We start from the raw sequence: 19,784 nt of genomic DNA, 5'->3' as shown, positions 1-19,784 counted from the left end.
TCCTTGTCCTTCAGCGTGGCTTTTTTGCGGGATGACGGAATCTGTTCCTCGGGCAGTTGCGTATTGGCATCCATTGAATTCCCCCTCGATTCCACCCGGCGGCCCCGTCGTTCCCTCGACAAGGCGGGCTAAACGGCGACAGCGCACATCTACCCGCAGCCTAAAACGGACGAGACCAACTTTGGTTCCCGCCCCGTGTAGTGAAATCGAAAGCGCAGGGTGAACAGCGGTTTAAGGCAGTGGGGGGTAGGAGCGGATTTTGATCCAGGGGCGACAACGGGGCCTTTCATTGGACGCAGGACCGGAAACGATCCGGCGGACGCCGGAGCGCAGCCTGGGTGATGTAGGGCGTGCCGAGATTCGCGCCGCCATATTTTCCAGCAGATCAGACTTCCTGCATCAGCTCCTAAGCTGCCAGGCTTTGGGCCGTGCAGAGCCTGAAGCCGGTGCGATGGGCGCTCCAGCTCTCGCCGAACAGCGGCAGGCCTGTTTGCCGGGCGATGCGCGAACCGGCTTCTTCAGGGGTCAGGCTGAGCATGGTTGTACCCTCGCGCACGGTGAAGGACGACTTGGCCTGATCGAGACAGGTGACGGCGATACCGGCGTTGATTGCCGTCGCAACCCGAGCCGCCCGGCTGAGGTCGTAAGCGATAGCGCCGCGCAGAATTGCCGTATCCAGCGGTGCAAGCCGTAGCGTGCCCTGCCAGGCATTCGGCGCATTGGTCAGGTCTTCCACGGCGATGCCATCGAGGCTCTCGGTTTCATGGGCGAGCGGGCCGGCTCCGTGCCGTGTAGCATAGCAGCGGGTGGCATAGATCGCATCGATCGCGTGGATCTCGGCTTCACCGGCGATGGCAAGCATGTTGGCGAGCCCGGTATTGGATCGCGTGACATGCGGAAATGCGCCGAAATCCTGATCGAGCATCAGCCCTTGCGCCGCCTCGAAAATGACCTGGCCTTTCTCCGCAATCCGCCTGTCGGGCCAGAGCGTCACGTGGTCCAGATAGGCTTGGCAATCCCCGATGAAGCGAGCGATGACCGCGTCGATTTCAAGCGCGTGGACGATGCTCGCCGGCAAACTGCCGATGCCGAGCCGTGCGAGCCGCTGCGGCACCCAGTCCGACCAGATGCGATGCAGTCGTGCCGCCAGGCCAGGCCGGAACAGATCCTGTGTGGTAAGCGAAAAATCCGGACGGAGGTTGCGCTCGATCGTCTCGCCGAATCCCAGTCCGCAACTGCCATGCTTGCCGCCGCCGCGCGCCAGTTCCACCGCCTGGTTGATCATCATGTCGAACGGCGTGGTGATCGGCACGCGCGGATCGCTGCTGACGGCAGGCTGGGCGCCGAGCACTAGCAGAGCCTCCCATTCCGCCGCCAGCATCATTGGATGGGCGACGAAATGAGCGCTGAGATGGGTCGGCGCGCCGGCCAGCGTCCCTGATCCGACATGATGGAAGACATGGCGCCTGCCATCGGGCGCGACGACGGTGTGGCCGGCCTGTGCGCCGCCATTGCTGCGCACGACGACGCTGTCTGATGTGGTCGCTGCAAGCAAATCGGTGATCAGGCCCTTGCCTTCATCACCATAGCCGGCGCCGATGACGGCTTTTGCACGGATCGAAGTCATGATGATCTCCCTAGAGGCCGGAGCATTGGGCTCCGGCACATGGTCCAGTTCAGCGGAAGAAGCGGGCAATGCCCTTGGGGCGCATGCCGGCAACGGCTTTGGCGACGACGGCAGCGGCGGGGCCGCCCCAGCTGGCGGCGACGTCATCCGGATCACGTCCCTCGTTGATTTCGAGGGTCGAGACCACGAGTTCGGCGATGCGGGTATAATCATCGAGGATCAGCGTGCGTTCCGGCAGCAGCGGCTTCCAGCTGCGCAGGACCGTATCCATGCCGGTGGCCGCGTAGCCTTCGCGGATGACGATGTGGAACACCTCGTAGGTCCGCTGCGCTGCCTGCAGGCATTTTTCGGCATTGAGCCCGCGCGGCGCCTCGATACCAAATATCCGCGCAATCTGCTGCCGCGACAGGCCGTTATGGATCGGCTCGTCGCCGATGGTGAACAGATAGCCCTTGCGCCCGCGCCGCTCGAAACTATCGGTCGAGGTCTTCAGCGCCGCCAGCAGGTGGGCCGCGCTGTAGCTTTCGCCGTGATTGCCGCCGCCGCCGCCTTCGAGCCAGAGACCGCGAATCTGGTTGGCGAGCGAGATGTCTGCCTCGAACTGGGTGGCCTGGAGCGGCGCCCGGTCGGTATTGGCGTCGCCGACGGCGGCCACCATGATGTGCGGGTCCGGCACCGGCTTGCGCTCGTAGATTTCCGAGGTCAGCGTGATCAGGCCGCTGCGCATCAGTTCATGGGCGATCATGCCCATCGATCCCGTGACATCAGAGGCGAGGATGATCGGCGTCGATTTCGGGTTGAGGTCGCTGTCGCGGCTCTCGCGCATGGCAAACAAGGCCGGATCGTAGCGCGGATCCATGCCGGTCGCGCCAAAAACCTCGGCACGGCTGCGGCCGTCGACATGCTCGCGGTTGTAACTGGTCCAATCACTGGTGTTGAAACGTCCCATTCCCATGGTTTTCTCCTTCATGTCTGGTGCGTTTGTGAGGACTTCGGCGGTGGACCGCTGTCCTCGTCTGATGAGATCAATATAAACTTGCAAAATGCATTTTGCAAGTTGCTACTTGCAAGTTGTTCGAATTTTTTTCCGTGCTATGCAAAAGCAAATCCAGGGGTGAGACATGCAAGTCGAATTCGAGCGACCGATCGTCACCGTCGATATCGTGCTGATGACAATCTTCGAGGGCCAGTTGAATGTCGCCCTGCTGGAGCGTGTGGCCGATCCTTTCCGCGGCCGCTTGGCGGTCGTTGGCGGCTATGTCCACACTGACGTAGATATCGATGCCGAGGCCGCTGTCAGGCGCATCCTCAAGGCCAAGACCGGGCTCGAGGGCCTGTATTTCGAGCAGCTCCGGACCTTTGCAGCTGTGGATCGCGATCCCCGCGGCTGGTCCGTTTCGATCGCCTATTTCGCGCTGGTGCCGCATCATCTGCTGATGTCAGGTGCCGACAAGACTTTGGCATTGCGCCCGGCCTTGGCGCCCGGCGACCTGCCGTTCGATCATGGGATGATCGTGGCTGCGGCATGCGAAAGGCTGCGGGGCAAGGGCGCCTATTCCACCATGGTCGCCCGGCTGCTGCCGGACGTCTTCACGATGTCAGAACTGCAGGCCACTTACGAGACGGTGCTTGGCGAGAAGCTCGACCAGAGTGCGTTCCGCCGCAAAATGAATGATCTCGACCTCCTCGAGGAGGTCGTCGGCGAAAAACGCCAGACCACGCTGGCCCGCCGTCCGACAACGCTCTATCGCCTCAAGGCGCCGCCGTCGGTGTTCGACAGGCGAATCTGATCATCGCCTTTGCGACCGGATCACGATCTCGTGCGCCGGTTGACACCCGCTGCCATCTCCCTGAAATAGCGCAGCGAGGATTTGCGATGATGCATCTTGGACTTTCGCTGACGCCATTCGGTCATGATCCAGCAGCCTGGTCACAGGCGGGTCGTGAAGCGCTCGGTTTCGATGGCCTGCTGGCACAGGTGCTGGAAGCGGAGCGGGCAGGCTTCGATTTCGTCTGGCTGGCCGATCGGAACGCACAGCGACCGACCGACACGCTCTCGCCGCTGGCGACGCCCTTCGAGCCCACGACGCTGGTGTCGGCCCTCTCGACGAGAGCAAAGACGATCGGCTTTCTCGCCACGGCCGCGACATATCAGCACGAGCCCTATAATCTCGCCCGTCGCCTTGCCTCGCTCGACGCGATCAGCAAGGGGCGAACGGGGTGGACAGTCGTTGCCAGCAGCGATGAAGCGCGCAACCGCGAATATGTCGACGTGGTGCGTGCGCTCTGGGACAGCTGGGAAGATGATGCCTTCATCTATGACAAGGCCGATGGCCGCTTCTTCGTGCCGCGGAAAATGCATGTGCAGAACCACATAGGCATACATTTCTCGGTTCGCGGTCCGCTGAATGTCAACCGCTCGCCGCAGGGCCAGCCGGTTCTTGCAGCAAGTGCCGGATCCGCGGTTGCGGACATGGCCGAAGTCATTTTCGTGGATGCCGGCGCGGAAATCCCTGCGTTTCAGAACACACCACAAATTTTCCGCACCGTTTCGGATTTCACCGGTACGCAGACCGAGATCGCTGACCGGCTCCAGCAGGACTTTGAGCAGAACAAGGTTCATGGCTTCGTGCTCATGCCTCAGACGTCAGCGGCCTTCGCCGGTTTCGTCGAGGCGGTGGTGCCGGAACTGCGTCGCCGAGGGTTCATGGCGAAAACAGCGGCTGGCGCGACTTTGCGCGAGCGCCTCGGTCTGCCCTATCCACTCCATCCCGCAGTCATGACGGAGCCTGCATCGTGAGCGACCGCAAGATGAGGCTGGGCGCCTTCCTGATGGCGGGCGGGCATCACATTTCCGCTTGGCGTCATCCGGATGCCTATGCGCCGGCTGGCAGCGATATCGCCCATTTCATCGCGCTCACCCGCATCGCCGAACGTGGCAAGTTCGACATGATCTTCATCGAGGACGCCGCCGCGATCCGCGAGCGCAATCCCGAAATGGCAAGCCAGGCAGCACGATCGACCATGTTCGAACCGCTCAGCCTGCTAGCGGCGCTCGCCGTCAACACATCGCACATCGGCTTGGTCGCCACGGCATCGACGACCTATAACGAGCCATATGGTCTGGCCCGCGCCTTCGCCTCGCTCGACCGGTTGAGCGGCGGCCGCGCCGGCTGGAATCTCGTGACCTCGGCCAGCGAACTCGAAGCGGAAAATTTCGCCAGTTCCGGCCTCCGGCCGCATTCCGAGCGCTATGAACGGGCCGAAGAATTTGCCGATGCGGCATTGGCGCTCTGGGATGGTGTTGATGATGACGCCTATCTCCTCAGCGAGACGTTCGCCGATGAAGCAAAAATCCATCCCGTCCATCACCATGGCAAGCATTTCCAGGTCGACGGTATTCTTGAAAGCCCGCGTTCGCCCCAGGGCCGGCCGATCATGGTGCAGGCCGGCGCCTCCGATGTCGGCAAGGAACTGGCGGCCCGCACGGCAGACGTCGTCTTCGCCGCCTCCCAGACCATTGCCGAGGCGCAGGCTTATTATGCGGACGTGAAGGCGCGCATGGCCAAGTATGGCCGCGCGCCCGACGAAATCCGCATCATGCCGGGGATTTCGCCGATCGTAGCGGAGACGGAAGCGGACGCCAGGGCCAAGTACCGGGCATTGCAGGAGCTCATCCCCGATGCTGTCGGCGTGGCCCTGCTTGCCAGCTATCTCAGCATCGGCGACCTCTCGTCCTATCCGATCGACGGACCGCTGCCCGACATTCCCGAGACGCAGGCGATGCAAAGCAGGCAGAAACTCATTGTTGACCTCGGCCGGCGCGAAAACCTGTCGATCCGCGATCTGGCGCGCAGTTTTGCCGGCGCCCGCGGCCATTGGCAGGTGATCGGCACGCCGTCGCAGATTGCCGATGCCATGGAAGAACGGTTTTCGGTTGGTGCTGCGGACGGTTTCAACGTCATGGCGCCACTCTTCCCGTCTGGGCTCGAAGACTTCGTCACCATGGTCATCCCGGAATTGCAGCGCCGTGGCCTGTTCCGCGAAGACTACGAAGGCAAGACATTGCGCGAAAATCTTGGCGCCGGCGCGCCGAAACGGCGATAGAAACAGACAGAAATTGCGAGACTGGCATGAACCCGATCTATATCGACTATCTCAATGCTTTCGACATCGAAGCGCTCGATGTCTCCAATGACGAGATCCTTGCGGCGATCGAGACGTCGCTCGGTGCGCAGGGCAAGGGCGAAACGGTCATCGAGCCGCGCGTCCATCTGGAGCCCAATCCGGAATTCCACGGCCATTTCAACGTGCTGCGCGGCTATGTGGCGCCGCTCAACCTTGCGGGCGTGAAAATCGTCGGCGACTTCGTCGACAATTACAAGCTCGACTACCCCTCGGAATTCGGCGTGCTCAATCTCTTCGATCCGCGCACCGGCGTACCTCGGGCCATTCTCGATGCCACCGTGATCACCGACATGCGGACAGGTGCCGTAACCGCCATCGGTGCAAAATATCTAGCGCGCAAGGATTCCAAAGTGCTGGGCCATATCGGCGCGCGCGGCACGGCCTATTGGAACGTCCGGCTGCTCGACCATCTCTTCGATTTCGACGAGATCCGCGTCCATTCACGCCGGCCGGAAAGCCGCGATGCCTTCGGCGCCAAGCTCGCAGCCGATCTCGGCAAGAAAATCACAGTGACGGACAACTGGCGCGATTGCATTGAAGGCACCGATATCGTCGTCGAGGCCTCGCGCCTGTCTGAGCCGACGCCGATGATGAAGACCGAATGGATCAAGCCCGGCGCCTTCGTCGTCCCTTACGGCACGATGAGCGCGGTGGAACTGTCGCTGACCGACATCATGAGCAAGATGGTGGTTGACGATTGGGGCCAGTGCAAGGGCGGCAAGTTCGGTTCGCTGCGCGCCCATGTCGAAGCCGGCAAGCTGTCCGAACAAACATTGCATGCCGAACTCGGGCAGGTGGTCGCAGGCCTGAAGCCCGGACGTCAGAGCGACGAGGAAACCATCCTGCTGTGGCATCGCGGGCTGTCGCTGAGTGATATCGCACTCGGCTATGCCTTGCTCGAAAAGGCAAAGGCGTCGGGGCTTGGCCAGAGGCTGCGTTTCGCATGAAGTCGGTAACACTCACCGGGAAGGGCATCACCATCGCCGACATCGCGGCGATTGCCCGGGATGACGTGTTGGTCGAAGCCGATCCGAATGTTTTCGAACGGTTGTCCAAAGCCCGGAAAATTCTTGAGGCTGCCGCTACGTCCGGCCAGCAGATCTACGGCATGAATACCGGCCTGGGTGCCAATCTCAAGACGGCCGTCGAGGGCGATCATCAGGCCTTTCAACGGCAGTTGGTGCGCGGACGGGGTGTCGCCGTCGGCGAGCCACTGCCGCGTGATGCCACACGTGCGGTCCTGGCCGCGCGGCTGGCTATGCTTTCCGTCGGCGGCTCCGGCATTTCGCCGCCGGTGTTTTCGGCCCTGCTCGCCCTGCTCAATGCCGGCGTGCATCCGCTTCTGCCGTCGATTGGCTCGATCGGTGCGGGTGATCTGGTGATGCTGTCAGCCATGGCTCGCTGCCTGATCGGCGAGGGCAGGGCGGACTATCGGGGCGAAATCCTCGATGCCGGCGAGGCGCTGAGGCGCGCCGGGCTCACGCCGGTCGTCCTACAGCCGAAGGACGGCATTTCCTTGTTGAACGCCTCGGCCATTTCGGCGGGGCAGGGCGCGCTCGTCGTTCAGGATGCGCTTGCCTTGCTCGACGCCCAGCGAAAGGCCGCAGCGTTGACCTTCGAGGCACTGGGCGGCAACCCCTTGATCCTCACGCCGGCGATCCAGCAGGCGCGCGCCGCCGCAGGACAGGAAGATGAGGCTGCGGCGATCTTGCGGCAGCTCCACGGCTCCTCATTGTTCGAGGCCAAAGTGGCCATCCAGGACCCGCTCAGCCTGCGTTGCGTCGCGCCGATCCATGGGGCACTGGCCGCAGCATTGCAAAACGCCCGCGCCGCCATCGAGATTGAGCTCAATTCCGCCGCAGATAATCCGCTGGTGATCATCGAGGAAGAGCGGGTGCTGTCGACGGGGAATTTCCACACACCGTCGCTGTCGCTGGCCTTCGAGGCCCTGAGCCTGGCGATTGCCCAGACGGCAGCGGCCTGTGCGGCCCGCTTCATCCAGCTGACCGGTTCAGGCCGCAATGGCCTGCCGCGTTATCTCTCACCGGTCGGGGGTCCGTCCGCTGGCTTCGTGCCGATGCAGAAGACGGTGACCGCGCTGCTAGCCCGGGTGCGACACAAGGCCAATCCGGTCATGCTCGATTTTCTCTCGGTTTCGGAAGGCGTGGAGGATCATGCGACGCAATCGGCGCTCGTGGTCGAGAAATGTGCCGACATGCTGGGCTTCTGGCGGCAGTTGATCGCCTGTGAAATGCTGGCTGCCGCGCAGGGTGTTGATCTCAGGCCCGGGCATCGCTGCGGCAGGATCACGTCGGAGACCTATGGTTTCGTTCGTCGTCTTGCAGAGAGGCTGGAAGAGGATCGGCCGCTTGGCGACGACGCCATCCGGATCGTCGACGCATTGGCTGAATGCCGGGCAATGGAGCCGGGCTGAGGCGGCTATTCGTCGGTCTTTTCTGCCAATGGCGGAATGAGCAGATAGGTGCGACTTTACGAGATACTCTTCTCCGGTCTCGCCAGGATGCCGTTGAGGATGGTCGACGTGATCGTCTCGGCCGCCTTCTCGTAGTCTGCGGCCCGCAACCGATTTCCATGCAATGCGTCGCTCGCCAGTGGCTCGAAATCGGCATAAAACTGTGTCGCGGCCCAGAGCGTGATGAACAGGTGGCGCGGATCGACCGGTACCATCTTGCCGGCCGCGATCCAGCCATCGACCACCTCGACGCGCTCGTCGGTGATCAGCCGCATGTGCTCGCGGTCCTTCTTCTTGAGGAAGCGCGCGCCGTGGATGATTTCGCTGGCGAACAGGCGCGACTCGGCGGCGTTCCTCCGCGTGTATTCGAGCTTGGCATAGACATAGTTCCGGAACGCCTCGGCCGGCTCGCTGTCTGCCGTGATCGGCTTCAGTGCCTCGTCCCAGCTCTTGATCAGATGGGCGATGATGGCGGTATAGATCTCTTCCTTGGACGAGAAATAGTAATAGACATTGGCCTTCGGCAGGCCGGATTTCTCGGCGATCTCGGCAATGCGCGTGCCATCGAAACCCTTGCGTGAGAAAACCTCGATCCCGGCCTTGAGGATGATACGTCTGTTTCGCTCGCGAATCCGCTCTTCCGGGTCTCTCGCCGTTTTTGCCATGCCTATCCCCGTCCCTCCCTTTGCTCCCGGTCTCTTGCAGGCCGCACGCGGGTGAAATCCATGTGTCGCCTTTTCGCCGGGAATGCAAGCCTTGCTGACCCATCAGTAAACCTGACGATCTGGTCGAAAAAATTTGACCAAATGGTCACTTTTTTGATTTTAGGAAGTTGACACTTTGGTCAGCTTTTGTCTAGTTTTCTTTCAACGACAAAGTGGGGACGGCATGATGCCGATGCGGTTGAGGGAAGCGATGGCGGAGACGCTGGGCGGTTGGGAAGCCGATCTGCCGGCGGCCTGGCGTACGGCACTCGGTCCCATCGGCGACCACTTCGACCGCATCGACGCCGATCTTCAATTCGAGGCCTGGGAGCCGATCTTTCCGGTGCGGCGTGGCCGGCATTTTCCCGGCCAGCCGACGGGAGCCCATGCACTACGGGCTTTCGATGGCATCAGGCCGGATGATGTGCGCTGCGTGATCCTTGGCCAGGACCCCTATCCGGAACCGGGCTTTGCCACCGGCCGGGCCTTCGAGGCCGGCAATCTCGCCGGCTGGCATGAGCTCGACAAGATGTTTTCCAAGAGCGTACGCGCCTTTATGCAGCTGATCGTCGCGGCCCGCACGGGCGTCGACGATTACGCCCGCAGCTTCGACGACTGGCCGGCGACCCGCGCCTATCTCACCGATCCGGCATCCGGTTTCGAGGAGACCGACGCCATTGCCGACCGCTGGGTGCGCCAAGGCGCATTGCTGCTCAACGCATCGCTCACTCTGTCGCGCTTCAAGGTCGATATCGATCCGCACCAGTCACGCGGTCATCTGGCGTTCTGGCGGCCATTGATGTTCAGGGTGGTCCAGACGCTGATGGCTCGCGGCGAACCGGTGGTCTTCATCGGCTTCGGCAAGGCGGCACAGGATATTCTCCGGCACTTCGATCTCTCGGAAGGGCTTTCCGGACAGATCGGCTGTCTGCTGCGCGAGCATCCAGCTTTTGCCGAGGCGGTTCTGACCCGCCCGAACCCGTTCATTCTCTGCAACAGCTATCTGGAGACGATGGGTGCAAAACCCATCGCATGGTGACGGCCATGGCTGCGGCAAACCACTACGATTTCATCATCGTCGGCGCCGGCTCCGCCGGTTGCGTGTTGGCCAATCGGCTGTCAAAGGATCCGGCGAACAGAGTGCTGCTGCTGGAAGCCGGCGGCAAGGATCGCAATCCGCTCTTCCGCCTACCGATGCTGATGGGCAAGCTTTTCCATTCCGGCATCTACAACTGGCACTACCACACCGAGCCGGAACCCTATCTCAACGGCCGTTCGCTCTATTGGCCGCGCGGCAAAGTGCTGGGCGGCACATCGACGATCAACGGCATGATCTATGTGCGCGGCAACCGCCACGACTATGACCGCTGGTCGCAGATGGGCCTGCCCGGCTGGTCCTACGATGAAGTGCTGCCGGCCTTCCGACGCTCCGAGGCGCATGTCCAGCGCAACGGCGAATTTCATAGCCCGGATGGAGAACTCACGGTCTGCCGCGCCCGTGGCTCCAATCTGCTGATGGACATCTTCTGCGAGGCGGGGCGAGAAGCCGGCTATCCACTCAATGATGATTTCAACGGCGCCAGCCAGGAAGGCTTTGGTCGTTATGATTTCACGATCAGGAAGGGCAAACGCTGGTCGACCTCCTGGGCCTTTCTACGCCCGGTATTAGGCCGGCCAAACCTGACGGTGCTGACCGAGGCTGAGACCAGCCACGTGATTATCGAGAAAGGCCGTGCGGTCGGTATCGAATACCACAAGGACGGCGCCAGGGCTGCTGCCTATGCCGACCGCGAGATCATCCTCTCTGCAGGCGTCGTCAATACGCCCAAGGCGCTGCTGCTTTCCGGCATCGGCCCGGCGGATGAACTCAGGAAGGTCGGTGTTGCGCCGCTGCACGATCTTGCCGGCGTCGGCAAGAACCTGCAGGACCATGTCGATTGCGTCATGAGCTGGGAGTGTCGCGAGCCGATCACGCTGTTCGGCGATCTGCGCGCCGACAGGCTGATCCCGGCCGTGGCGCAGGGCATGCTGTTCGGCGAGGGCATCACCACCACTTTCCCTTACGAGGCCGGCGCCTTCATCCGTTCCAACGAGGCGTTGGTCGCGCCTGATATCCAGCTGCATTTCATGCCGGCGCTGGAAAAGACCGCCAACCTGCATTTCCCCAATCCGTTCAGCAAGCGGCCGGTCGAAGCCGATCATGGGTTTACCCTGCGCGTCGGCCCAGTCAATCCGCAAAGCCGTGGCGAGATAGTGCTGAGGTCGGCGAATCCAGCCGATACGCCGAAAATCCAGGCCAATTATCTCCAGGCCGATTTCGATATCCGCACCATGATCGACGGCATCCGGCTGACCCGTAACGTCATCAACCAAAAGGCATTCGACAAATATCGCGGCCGCGAGCTCGCGCCCGGCCCGGAGGCTGAAAGCGATGCCGACCTGACCAAATGGCTGCGTGCCACCGCCATGACCACCTTCCATCCCGTCGGCACCGCCAAGATGGGCAATGATCCGTTGGCCGTGGTTGACACCAGGCTCAGGGTGCACGGCATAGGTGGCCTGCGCGTCGCCGATGCCTCGATCATGCCGATCATTTCAAGCGGCAATACCAACGCCCCCTCGATCATGATCGGTGAGAAATGCGCCGAATTCATTCTCGCGAGCACAGGAGCGGACCGATGATCCTCGAACACCGCATGTATACGTTCAAGCCAGGCACGGTCGACAAATGGATGAAGAAATACGAAGCCGAGGGTTTGCCGGTGCAGAAAAGGCACCTCAACACCTATGTCGGCCTTTATGTCTCCGAGCTCGGCACGCTGCATACGACCGTGCTGATGTGGGCCTATGACAGCCTTGCCGATCGCGAGCGGCGGCGGCAGGCCATGTATGCCGATCCCGACTGGCAGAAATTCATCGCCGAAGTCTGGTCGCTCGATGCGATCCAGAAACAGGAGGTGATGATCATGAATCCGGCGCCTTCCTCTCCCGCCGTCACGACCCAACCCGGAGAGTAAACTGGCCGGCACCACCGGCCGAACAACCGAAATCAAGTCAGGCAATATCAACAAGGGAACATGACCATGACTGACAACAAGACTGGGACTTTCATGACCACATCGATAGACCGCCGCAGCTTCCTGCAGGTCAGCGCCGGTGCAGCGGCGCTCGGCCTCGCCGGCAGCCTGCTGCCCGAACTCGCCCGCGCCGATGGCGGACTGGTGGCGCTCGTCCACACTCAGGCCGCCGGCGACAACGGCCCTGTCGACTCGATGATCGAGAAATTGAAGAAGCTCGCCGGCGAGAAGGGTTTCCAGTACCGCGCAGTCTATGCACAGGACCCAGCGACCTATGAGACCGTGTTCCGGACGCTCGCCGATGCCGGCGCTGCGGTCATCGTCTCGACCTTCAACGAAGTCGCCGAGCCGATCAAGGCGCTGGCGCCGTCCTATCCGAACACCAAGTGGATCCAGCTGTTCGGCGACCCCTTCAATCCGACCATCCCGAATGTCGTCACCGTGTCCTATGATTACTATCTCGGCTGCTACCTGTCGGGCATGTTTGCCGCCAAGGTCTCCAAATCGGGCAAGATCGGCTATATCGGCGGCATCTCCATCCCGCCGCTGAATGCCGACTTCAATGCGCTCAAGGCCGGCGCGCAGTCGGTCAATCCGAAGGCGACGGTGACTTCCGCCTTTGCCGGCTCGTTCCAGGACCCGGCCAAGGGCCAGGAAATCGCCACCCAGATGTACAATGACGGCATCGACTATATCCAGACCGACTCGGCGGCCACCGACGGCGGCATCATTGCCGCGGCCAACGAGAAGGAAGGCCGGATGGTCTCGGCCATCTCGCCCGCCCAATATAAACTCGGCCCGAAGACGGTGATCGCGCTGGTGCAGCTCGATTTCGGCCAGTCACTCTATAACGAAGTGACCAAGGCGCTCGCGGCGGATTGGAAGGGCGGCCATCAGCCGACCGGCCTCGGCACCGGCGTCATCGATTTCATCGCTTCGCCGGTCTTTGCCGAACAGGGGCCGGCAGATCTGAGTGCCAAGGAAAAGGAAGTCTGGGCGGATATCGAGAAGGCCAAGAAGGGCATTCTCGACGGTTCGATCAAGGTGCCGTTCAACACCACGCTCTGATGCCTGCATTTTTGGGCTGACAATCCCTCCTCGAAAGGGATTGCCGCTGGTTCGCGACCCCGTCACACTAGCCCTGTTGGGGTCGCGAACCTCTTGATCTCGTATCGGGATAGACCATGTCCAATTCTCTTGCGTCCGCGCTCACCTGCCGGAACGTCACTGTCCGCTATGGCGAAGTGGTGGCGCTTTCAGATGTGTCCGTCGCCTTCGAGCCGGGGCTTATCCATGCCGTCGTCGGCCAGAACGGTGCCGGCAAGACCACCTTTGCCCGCGTCGCGTCCGGTCTGGTGCGGCCGGCAGAGGGTGCAGTCGAGATCGGCGGCCGCGAGATCCGCACCGGCGACGTTGGCGAAAGCCGTTCCGCCGGCGTCGAACTCGTCCATCAGAGTTTTGCCCTGCCGCCGTCGTTCACGGTGGCCGAGGCGATGGAATTCGGTGCCACCGGCAAAGGCGGGCTTTTTACGCGCAATGGACTGATCAAGCGCTGGCGGCCTCACCTCGAAAGTCTTGACGTGCATGTCGACCTGTCGAAGCGCATTCGCGACCTGCCGATCGAAACCCAGCAGGGCATCGAGATCGCCCGGGCACTGGTCACCGATGCCAAGGTGCTGATCCTCGATGAGCCCACCGCGGTCCTGTCGCCCTCAGGCATCGAAATGTTGTTCGCCCGTGTCCGCCGGCTGAAGCAGCGCGGCGTGACCGTCATCCTCATCCTGCACAAGATTCGTGAAGTGCTCGGCATTGCCGATACGGTGACGGTGCTGCGCGGTGGCAAGCTGGTTGACGGTCCGCTCGCCTGCGCCGACATCACCGCCGAACGCCTGGCAAATCTGATCGTCGGCGATGCCGCACGCAGCTTGGCGGCGGAAGATCGGCAGGCGCTGACCGGCGCGGCGGCTGTAACGCACGAGACGCCCAAGGCACACAGCTCGACGGCCTCGGCTCCGGTGCTGGCCCTGTCGGGCGTTTCGACCAGGCCCGACAGCGAAGGCACCAGCCTCGACGGCATCGACCTGACGCTTCGGCCCGGTGAAATCCTCGGCATTGCCGGGGTCGAGGGCAATGGCCAGAAGACGCTGGTGCGCGCCATCGCCAACCTCGCCGACCTCTCGGCGGGCAGCATCGCACTTGCCGGAAGGGACATCGGCGGCGAACCGCTGACCGTCCGTCGCGGCCTGGGGCTCCGGATCATTCCGTTCGAGCGCAATGTCGAAGGGCTGAGCCTGACCAGTTCGCTCTGGGAGAACTGGAGCGCCCGCGAGCTGCTGCAAGGACCGCTGCTTCGCCTCGTCAACCCGTCCGCCATCCACAGGCTCTGCGACAAGGCGCTGAAGAACTGGGACGTGCGTTACCATTCGCCGCTGCAGAAAGCGGGGTCGCTGTCGGGCGGCAATGCCCAGAAAGTCATCCTCGCGCGCGAGATCGACCCTGACGCCAAGGTGATCATCGCCGCCCAGCCGACGCGCGGACTGGATATCGGCGCCACAGCTTTCGTCTGGCAATCGCTCCGCGCCGCGCGTGACCGGGGTGCCGCGATCCTGTTGATCTCCTCGGATCTCGACGAGCTGTTCGACATTTCCGATCGTGTCGTCGTCATGCTGTCCGGCAGGACTGCCGGAGAATTCTCCGCGCCTTACGACATCCAGGCGGTCGGCGCCGCCATGACCGGCGCAGGGCATGCGAGTGGCGCTGGCCCAACGACATCGGTTCCGGCAGGCATGGGAGCCCATTGATGAGAGATCGTATCCTCACCGTCCTGCGCAGCCTGGTCTTCGTCGTCTTCGCCCTGGTGCTCTGCGCCGTGGTCTTCCAGTTCGCCGGCTACAATGCCTGGCTGATGCTCACCTCTGTCGCCGATGGCGCCTTCCTGCATCCGGGTGCCGTGCAGCAGAGCCTCAGATGGGCGCTGCCGCTGTTCATCACCGCCGCCGGTGTCTCGATCTCGTTCCGCGCCGGTTTTTTCAATATCGGTGCACAAGGCCAGTTCTATGTCGGCGCCATCTGCGCCGCCTTCGCCGCCGAATGGCTGAAGGGCGGGCCGGCAGCGCTGGTCATTCCGATCTGCTTCATTGCAGGCATGGCCGGCGGCGCAGTCTGGGCGCTGTGGCCCGGGCTGCTGCGGCTGCGCTCCGGCACCGACGAGGTGATCACCACGCTGATGGGCAATTTCCTCGCCGGATTGCTGCTGATCTACGTCACTTCGGGACCGCTCAAGGATCCGTCTGGCTCCGGCCAGCAGGCGTCCAGTCGGCCGCTCGACGCGGCCTACCGCATTTCCAATTCGCTCGGCGTCTCGCCGACCATCATCGCCATCGCCGTGGTCGTCGGCGTGGTTATGTGGCTGCTCGTCAATCGCACCGCCTTCGGCGTGCTGGCGAGCCTGGCCGGCCGCAACGGCACCATGGTGCAGTGGCAGGGGGCGAAACTCTGGCAGCTGGGGCTGGCCTCGTTCCTGATCTCCGGCGCGCTCGCCGGGTTGGCCGGCACAGTCGAACTGATGGGGCCGAACGGCCGCATCGCCTCCGGCTTCCTGCCGACACATGGCTTTACCGCCATCCTGATCGCGCTGGTCGCCAACCTGTCGATCGTCGGCACGGCGGTGGTATCGCTGTTCTTCGGGGGGCTCGCCTCCGCCGCGCTTTACCTGCCGATCATGGCCGGCTTGCCGGCGGCGGCGATCGACATCATCAATGCGGCCATTGCGCTGTTCATCACCGCCCGCGCCGGTTTCCTCGACAAGCTCTTCAATATCGGAAGGCGTCCGTCATGAACGATGTCATCATCGCCATCCTCCGCTCCGGCACGCCCCTCGTCTATGTCACGCTCGCCGGCATGATCGCCCAGCGGGCCGGTGTCTGGAATCTCGGCCTCGAAGGCATCATGATCATCGGCTCCTGTGCCACCATCCTCGGGATCATGCTGACCAATTCCTTCTGGCTGGCCATGCTGATCGCCATTGTGCTGTGCATTCTGGCCTCCGCGCTGCTCTGGTTCGTCATCGACAGGCTGAAGGCCAATCCGATCATCGCGGGCCTCGGCCTGACGGGACTGGGCATCGGCGGCACGGCGCTGGCGGTGGAATCGATTTTCGGCAGCCAGGCAACCGTCTCTGCGCCCTTCGGCGTTCCAAGGCTCGGCCCGGCTTTTGGCGATTATGGCGTGCTGTCGATTTTCGTGCTCGCCATGCCTTTCGTCGTCTTCGGCCTCTGGCTGCTGCTTCGGCGCACGCGCTTCGGCCTGCAGCTCGCCGCCTGCGGCGAACATCCCTTCGCGGCGCGCTCGGTCGGCGCCAACCCGTCGCGCATGCGGCTGGTGGCGCTTTCCATCGGCGGTGTCCTCTGTGCCATCGGCGGAGCGGAGCTGGCGGCCGGCAGCCTGCAATTCTTCGCCCAGGGCATGACCTCGGGCCGCGGCTTCATGGCCTTTGCGGCCGTCATCTTCGGCGCGGCGCATCCGATCGGCTCGACCTTCGCGGCATTGTTCTTCGCCGTGGTCGGCGCCATCGGCATCCGCGCCCAGCTGAGCTTCGGCGACAAGGTCCCGCATGACCTTCTGCAGGCGCTACCTTATCTCGCCACCATTTTCGGCGTCTGGCTTTCCGGCAAGCTGCGCGGCGGCGCCAAGGCGGCGGCCGGTTTTGCCGAACTCAGAGACCAATGAACAGGGAAGAAACACGATGAAATTCGCCCAGGCACATCCGATCCAGGACGTCTGCATCCTCGTCACCGACATCGAGAAATCGATCCGCTTCTACACGGAAAAGCTGGGTTTTGAACTGAAGCATCGCGCCCCGGGTTTCGCCGATTTCACCGGCGCCGGCCTGACGCTGGCACTCTGGGAGCGCGATCATATCCAGCACCACGCCGACGTCCGGGTGAAGCCTGGCTCGGCATCGGCCGTGCTGATCGCGGTCAGGCTGGGCAGCATCGCCGAGCTCGACAAGACCTATGAGCAATTGAAGGCGGATGGCGTCGAATTCATCCGGCCGCCGGCTGATTACGCCTGGAACGCGCATGGCGCCTACTTCTACGGCCCCGACGGCGAGACCTGGGAACTCTATGCCTGGCTCCAAGGCGGCGCGCCCGGCAAGATCGAGGCGGCGGCATGACCCGCAAACTGATCATCCTCACCGATCCCGGCCAGGACCAGGCGGCGGCCATCCTGATGATCCTCGGCCAGCGCCAGGCTTTCGATGTGCTTGGCCTGGTGGCGACCGCTGGCAATATCAGCCTCGACTATACGATCGCCAACTGCCTGAAGCTGATGGAACTGGCCGGCCGGCCGGATATCCCGGTCTTTGCCGGCTGCCCACACCCGATCGTCCGGCCGCTGGTCATGGCCGAGCACGTCCATGGCCCGACCGGCCTCGACGGTCCCGATCTGCCGGAACCGAAGATCCGGATGCAGGATACGCACGGCGTCGATTTCATCGTCGACACTGTCCGCACCCATCCGGGCGAGATCACCATCTGCTCGCTTTCGCCGCTCACCAATCTGGCTATGGCGCTCAGGAAGGCGCCGGATATCGCCGAAAAGATTGTCGAGATCGTCGCCATGCTCGGCGCCTATTTCGAGGTCGGCAACATCACGCCTTCGGCCGAATTCAACTGCTATGTCGACCCGGAAGCTGCTGACATCGTGCTGAAATCCGGGATCAAGACGACACTGCTGCCGCTCGACGTCACGCATCAGATGCGCTCGACGCCTGAACGTCTTGGGGCAATGCGGGCACTCGGCAACCGTTCCGGCATCGCCACGGCCGAAATGCTGGAATTTTCCGAAGCCTTCGACCTCAAGAAATACGGCTGGGAAGGCGCGCCACTCCATGGCCCATGCGTGCCGGCATTCATGCTGGCGCCGGAAATTTTCAAGGGACGGCAGATCAACGTCTCGGTCGAGCTCAATGGTACCCTGACATCAGGCATGACGGTCGCCGACTGGTGGCAGATCACCGACCGTCCGCGAAATGTCTTCTATGTCTGGGATGGCGATCCGATCGCTTATTATGATCTGCTGATCCGGTCGCTGGGGAACTTGTCATGAGCCAGACCCTGATCCGCGGCGCGAAAATCCTTGCCATCGACGAGTTGCACGGCACCGACCCGTTCGACGGCGATATCCTGATCGAAGGCAGCGCGATCAAGGCGATTGGCCCTAGTCTTCAAGCCGAGCCGGACGTTCAAGTGATCGACGGCCGCGGCAAGCTGGTCATGCCCGGCCTGATCAATTCCCATACCCATTCGAGCGAGACCTTCTTCCGCGGGCGCTACCAGGGCATGCCGCTGGAAATCTGGCTGCTCTATGCCTATCCGCTGCTGATGAACGGCGCGATCGGCCAGCGGCTTCTCTATCTCCGCAGCCTGCTCCTGGCGATGGAGTCACTGCGGAGCGGCGTCACTACGTTCTGCGACGATTTCTTCGATCCGCCGGCCCATGACCTCGATCGGCTGGGCATCGTCTTCCAGGCTTACGAGGATGCCGGCATTCGCGCCAATGTCTCGAGCGCAGTGATGAATATCCATGCCCTCGATGCGCTGCCCTACGCGCGCGAAATCATGCCGCAGGACTTGCAGGATAAACTCGATTTCGGTCCGCCGATCTCGGCCGGAGCCTATATCGATTATTGCAAATCGGCCTTTTCGAGCCTGCACGGCCGTGCCGGGCGGCTGAACTTCATGATCGCACCCTCCGCGCCGCAGCGCTGCACGCGAGACCTCATGCTGGCCTGCATGGATCTGGCCGTCGACAAGGGCGTGCCCTACCACACCCACGTGTTGGAGACGAAGACCCAGGCCGTCACTGGACACGAGCTCTATGGCAAGACCCTGGTCGCTTATATGCATGATCTCGGGCTGCTGAAGCGTAACACCACATTTGCCCATTCCGTCTGGGTGAGCGACGAGGATATGGCGCTGATGGGCGCGGCTGGCATGTCGATCGCCCACAATGCCGTCTCCAACCAAAAACTCGGCGCCGGCATTTCTCCGATCCGCCGCCTGCTCGATGCCGGCGTCACCATCGGCCTCGGCACGGACGGCGTCTGCTCGAACGACACGTCGCGGATCTTCGACGTGATGCGCGTCGCCGGCCTGATCCATAGCGTCTCCGGGCCGGATTATTCCAGATGGGTGAAGGCCGGGGAGATTCTGCGCATGGCGACGATCGGCGGCGCCCGGAGCGCCATGCTGGAGCAGGTGACCGGCTCGCTAGAGGTCGGCAAGGCCGCCGACCTGCTGATCCTCAACCTCAACTCCTATGCCTTCATGCCGTTCAACGATGCCGCCCGGCAACTGGTCTTTGCCGAAAACGGCTCTTCGGTGGAGACGGTCATGGTCGCGGGCAGGATCGTCATGCAGAACGGGCGGTTGACCACTGTCAACGAGAACGAGGTGTTCGCCGAGATTGCCGAACTGGTGCCTGCCCACCTCGCCGAACATGCCGAACTCGAACGGGCAAACAGCATATTCGAACCGATCATGGCTGAAATCCATCGCCGTGCGACGCTACAGGATATCGGCCTCAACCGTTACCAGGGCGATCTGCCGGCCTTTGATGGTTCGAATATGTGACTGCTTGGCAGGCCAAAGCAGCCGCATATCTCCCAGGAGGGACGAACTGAGATGTTGATCTCGTTGATTGGTTGTCGC

The 19,784-nt window shown here is 62.6% G+C and carries 18 protein-coding genes; 15 read left to right on the top strand and 3 right to left on the bottom strand.

Annotation, left to right across the window (positions count from 1 at the left end):
• Nucleotides 1-406 precede the first annotated feature (406 nt).
• Nucleotides 407-1,627, bottom strand: a complete 1,221-nt coding sequence (locus AC1DYF_RS22085; protein ID WP_477878915.1) for an adenylosuccinate synthetase — start codon at nt 1,625-1,627, stop codon at nt 407-409.
• A 49-nt stretch (nt 1,628-1,676) separates the two neighbouring features.
• Nucleotides 1,677-2,582, bottom strand: coding sequence for a hypothetical protein (locus AC1DYF_RS22080; RefSeq protein WP_477878914.1), 906 nt, complete (start codon nt 2,580-2,582; stop codon nt 1,677-1,679).
• 166 nt (nt 2,583-2,748) lie between these two features.
• Between AC1DYF_RS22080 and AC1DYF_RS22075 the strand changes: the two genes are divergently transcribed.
• The 5 genes from AC1DYF_RS22075 to AC1DYF_RS22055 all read left to right on the top strand — a co-directional run bounded on the left by AC1DYF_RS22075 (nt 2,749) and on the right by AC1DYF_RS22055 (nt 8,249).
• Nucleotides 2,749-3,417, top strand: coding sequence for an NUDIX hydrolase (locus tag AC1DYF_RS22075; RefSeq protein WP_477878913.1), 669 nt, complete (start codon nt 2,749-2,751; stop codon nt 3,415-3,417).
• 86 nt (nt 3,418-3,503) lie between these two features.
• Nucleotides 3,504-4,427: an LLM class flavin-dependent oxidoreductase gene (locus AC1DYF_RS22070; protein ID WP_477878912.1), complete on the top strand. Its 924-nt coding sequence runs from the start codon at nt 3,504-3,506 to the stop codon at nt 4,425-4,427.
• Nucleotides 4,421-5,734: an LLM class flavin-dependent oxidoreductase gene (locus tag AC1DYF_RS22065; protein ID WP_477878948.1), complete on the top strand. Its 1,314-nt coding sequence runs from the start codon at nt 4,421-4,423 to the stop codon at nt 5,732-5,734. The genes AC1DYF_RS22070 and AC1DYF_RS22065 overlap by 7 nt, the downstream gene beginning before the upstream one ends.
• A gap of 26 nt (nt 5,735-5,760) precedes the next feature.
• Nucleotides 5,761-6,762, top strand: coding sequence for an ornithine cyclodeaminase family protein (locus AC1DYF_RS22060; RefSeq protein WP_477878911.1), 1,002 nt, complete (start codon nt 5,761-5,763; stop codon nt 6,760-6,762).
• Nucleotides 6,759-8,249, top strand: a complete 1,491-nt coding sequence (locus AC1DYF_RS22055) for an HAL/PAL/TAL family ammonia-lyase (RefSeq protein WP_477878910.1) — start codon at nt 6,759-6,761, stop codon at nt 8,247-8,249. Before AC1DYF_RS22060 ends, AC1DYF_RS22055 begins: the two co-directional genes overlap by 4 nt.
• A gap of 56 nt (nt 8,250-8,305) precedes the next feature.
• Here AC1DYF_RS22055 and AC1DYF_RS22050 read toward each other — a convergent pair whose 3' ends face one another.
• Nucleotides 8,306-8,953: a TetR family transcriptional regulator C-terminal domain-containing protein gene (locus tag AC1DYF_RS22050; RefSeq protein WP_477878909.1), complete on the bottom strand. Its 648-nt coding sequence runs from the start codon at nt 8,951-8,953 to the stop codon at nt 8,306-8,308.
• 226 nt (nt 8,954-9,179) lie between these two features.
• Between AC1DYF_RS22050 and AC1DYF_RS22045 the strand changes: the two genes are divergently transcribed.
• The 10 genes from AC1DYF_RS22045 to AC1DYF_RS22000 all read left to right on the top strand — a co-directional run bounded on the left by AC1DYF_RS22045 (nt 9,180) and on the right by AC1DYF_RS22000 (nt 19,706).
• A complete protein-coding gene (locus AC1DYF_RS22045; RefSeq protein WP_477878908.1) occupies nt 9,180-10,031 on the top strand; it encodes a uracil-DNA glycosylase family protein in 852 nt (283 codons plus the stop codon).
• Between the two features lie 5 nt (nt 10,032-10,036).
• Nucleotides 10,037-11,674, top strand: a complete 1,638-nt coding sequence (locus AC1DYF_RS22040; protein WP_477878907.1) for a GMC family oxidoreductase — start codon at nt 10,037-10,039, stop codon at nt 11,672-11,674.
• Nucleotides 11,671-12,009 (top strand): NIPSNAP family protein, encoded by a 339-nt coding sequence (locus AC1DYF_RS22035; protein WP_477878906.1) that lies wholly within the window; start codon nt 11,671-11,673, stop codon nt 12,007-12,009. The genes AC1DYF_RS22040 and AC1DYF_RS22035 overlap by 4 nt, the downstream gene beginning before the upstream one ends.
• Nucleotides 12,010-12,114: 105 nt before the next feature.
• Nucleotides 12,115-13,137 (top strand): BMP family ABC transporter substrate-binding protein, encoded by a 1,023-nt coding sequence (locus tag AC1DYF_RS22030; RefSeq protein ID WP_477878947.1) that lies wholly within the window; start codon nt 12,115-12,117, stop codon nt 13,135-13,137.
• Nucleotides 13,138-13,253: 116 nt separating this feature from the next.
• Complete coding sequence (locus AC1DYF_RS22025) at nt 13,254-14,870, top strand: ABC transporter ATP-binding protein (RefSeq protein ID WP_477878905.1); 1,617 nt, start codon at nt 13,254-13,256, stop codon at nt 14,868-14,870.
• Nucleotides 14,870-15,907 carry an ABC transporter permease gene (locus AC1DYF_RS22020; RefSeq protein WP_477878904.1) on the top strand — a complete coding sequence of 346 codons (1,038 nt, stop codon included), beginning with the start codon at nt 14,870-14,872 and terminating at the stop codon, nt 15,905-15,907. The genes AC1DYF_RS22025 and AC1DYF_RS22020 overlap by 1 nt, the downstream gene beginning before the upstream one ends.
• Nucleotides 15,904-16,797, top strand: coding sequence for an ABC transporter permease (locus AC1DYF_RS22015; protein ID WP_477878903.1), 894 nt, complete (start codon nt 15,904-15,906; stop codon nt 16,795-16,797). Before AC1DYF_RS22020 ends, AC1DYF_RS22015 begins: the two co-directional genes overlap by 4 nt.
• 16 nt (nt 16,798-16,813) lie before the next feature.
• Nucleotides 16,814-17,245: a VOC family protein gene (locus tag AC1DYF_RS22010; protein WP_477878902.1), complete on the top strand. Its 432-nt coding sequence runs from the start codon at nt 16,814-16,816 to the stop codon at nt 17,243-17,245.
• Entirely contained in the window at nt 17,242-18,180 is a 939-nt protein-coding gene (locus AC1DYF_RS22005; protein WP_477878901.1) for a nucleoside hydrolase, read from the top strand. The genes AC1DYF_RS22010 and AC1DYF_RS22005 overlap by 4 nt, the downstream gene beginning before the upstream one ends.
• Nucleotides 18,177-19,706, top strand: a complete 1,530-nt coding sequence (locus tag AC1DYF_RS22000) for an amidohydrolase (protein ID WP_477878900.1) — start codon at nt 18,177-18,179, stop codon at nt 19,704-19,706. Before AC1DYF_RS22005 ends, AC1DYF_RS22000 begins: the two co-directional genes overlap by 4 nt.
• The last annotated feature ends 78 nt before the right edge of the window (nt 19,707-19,784 follow it).

It is taken from the genome of Rhizobium sp. P2_G9 (assembly GCF_056403475.1).
This window is presented reverse-complemented; position numbering and strand designations above follow the sequence as displayed.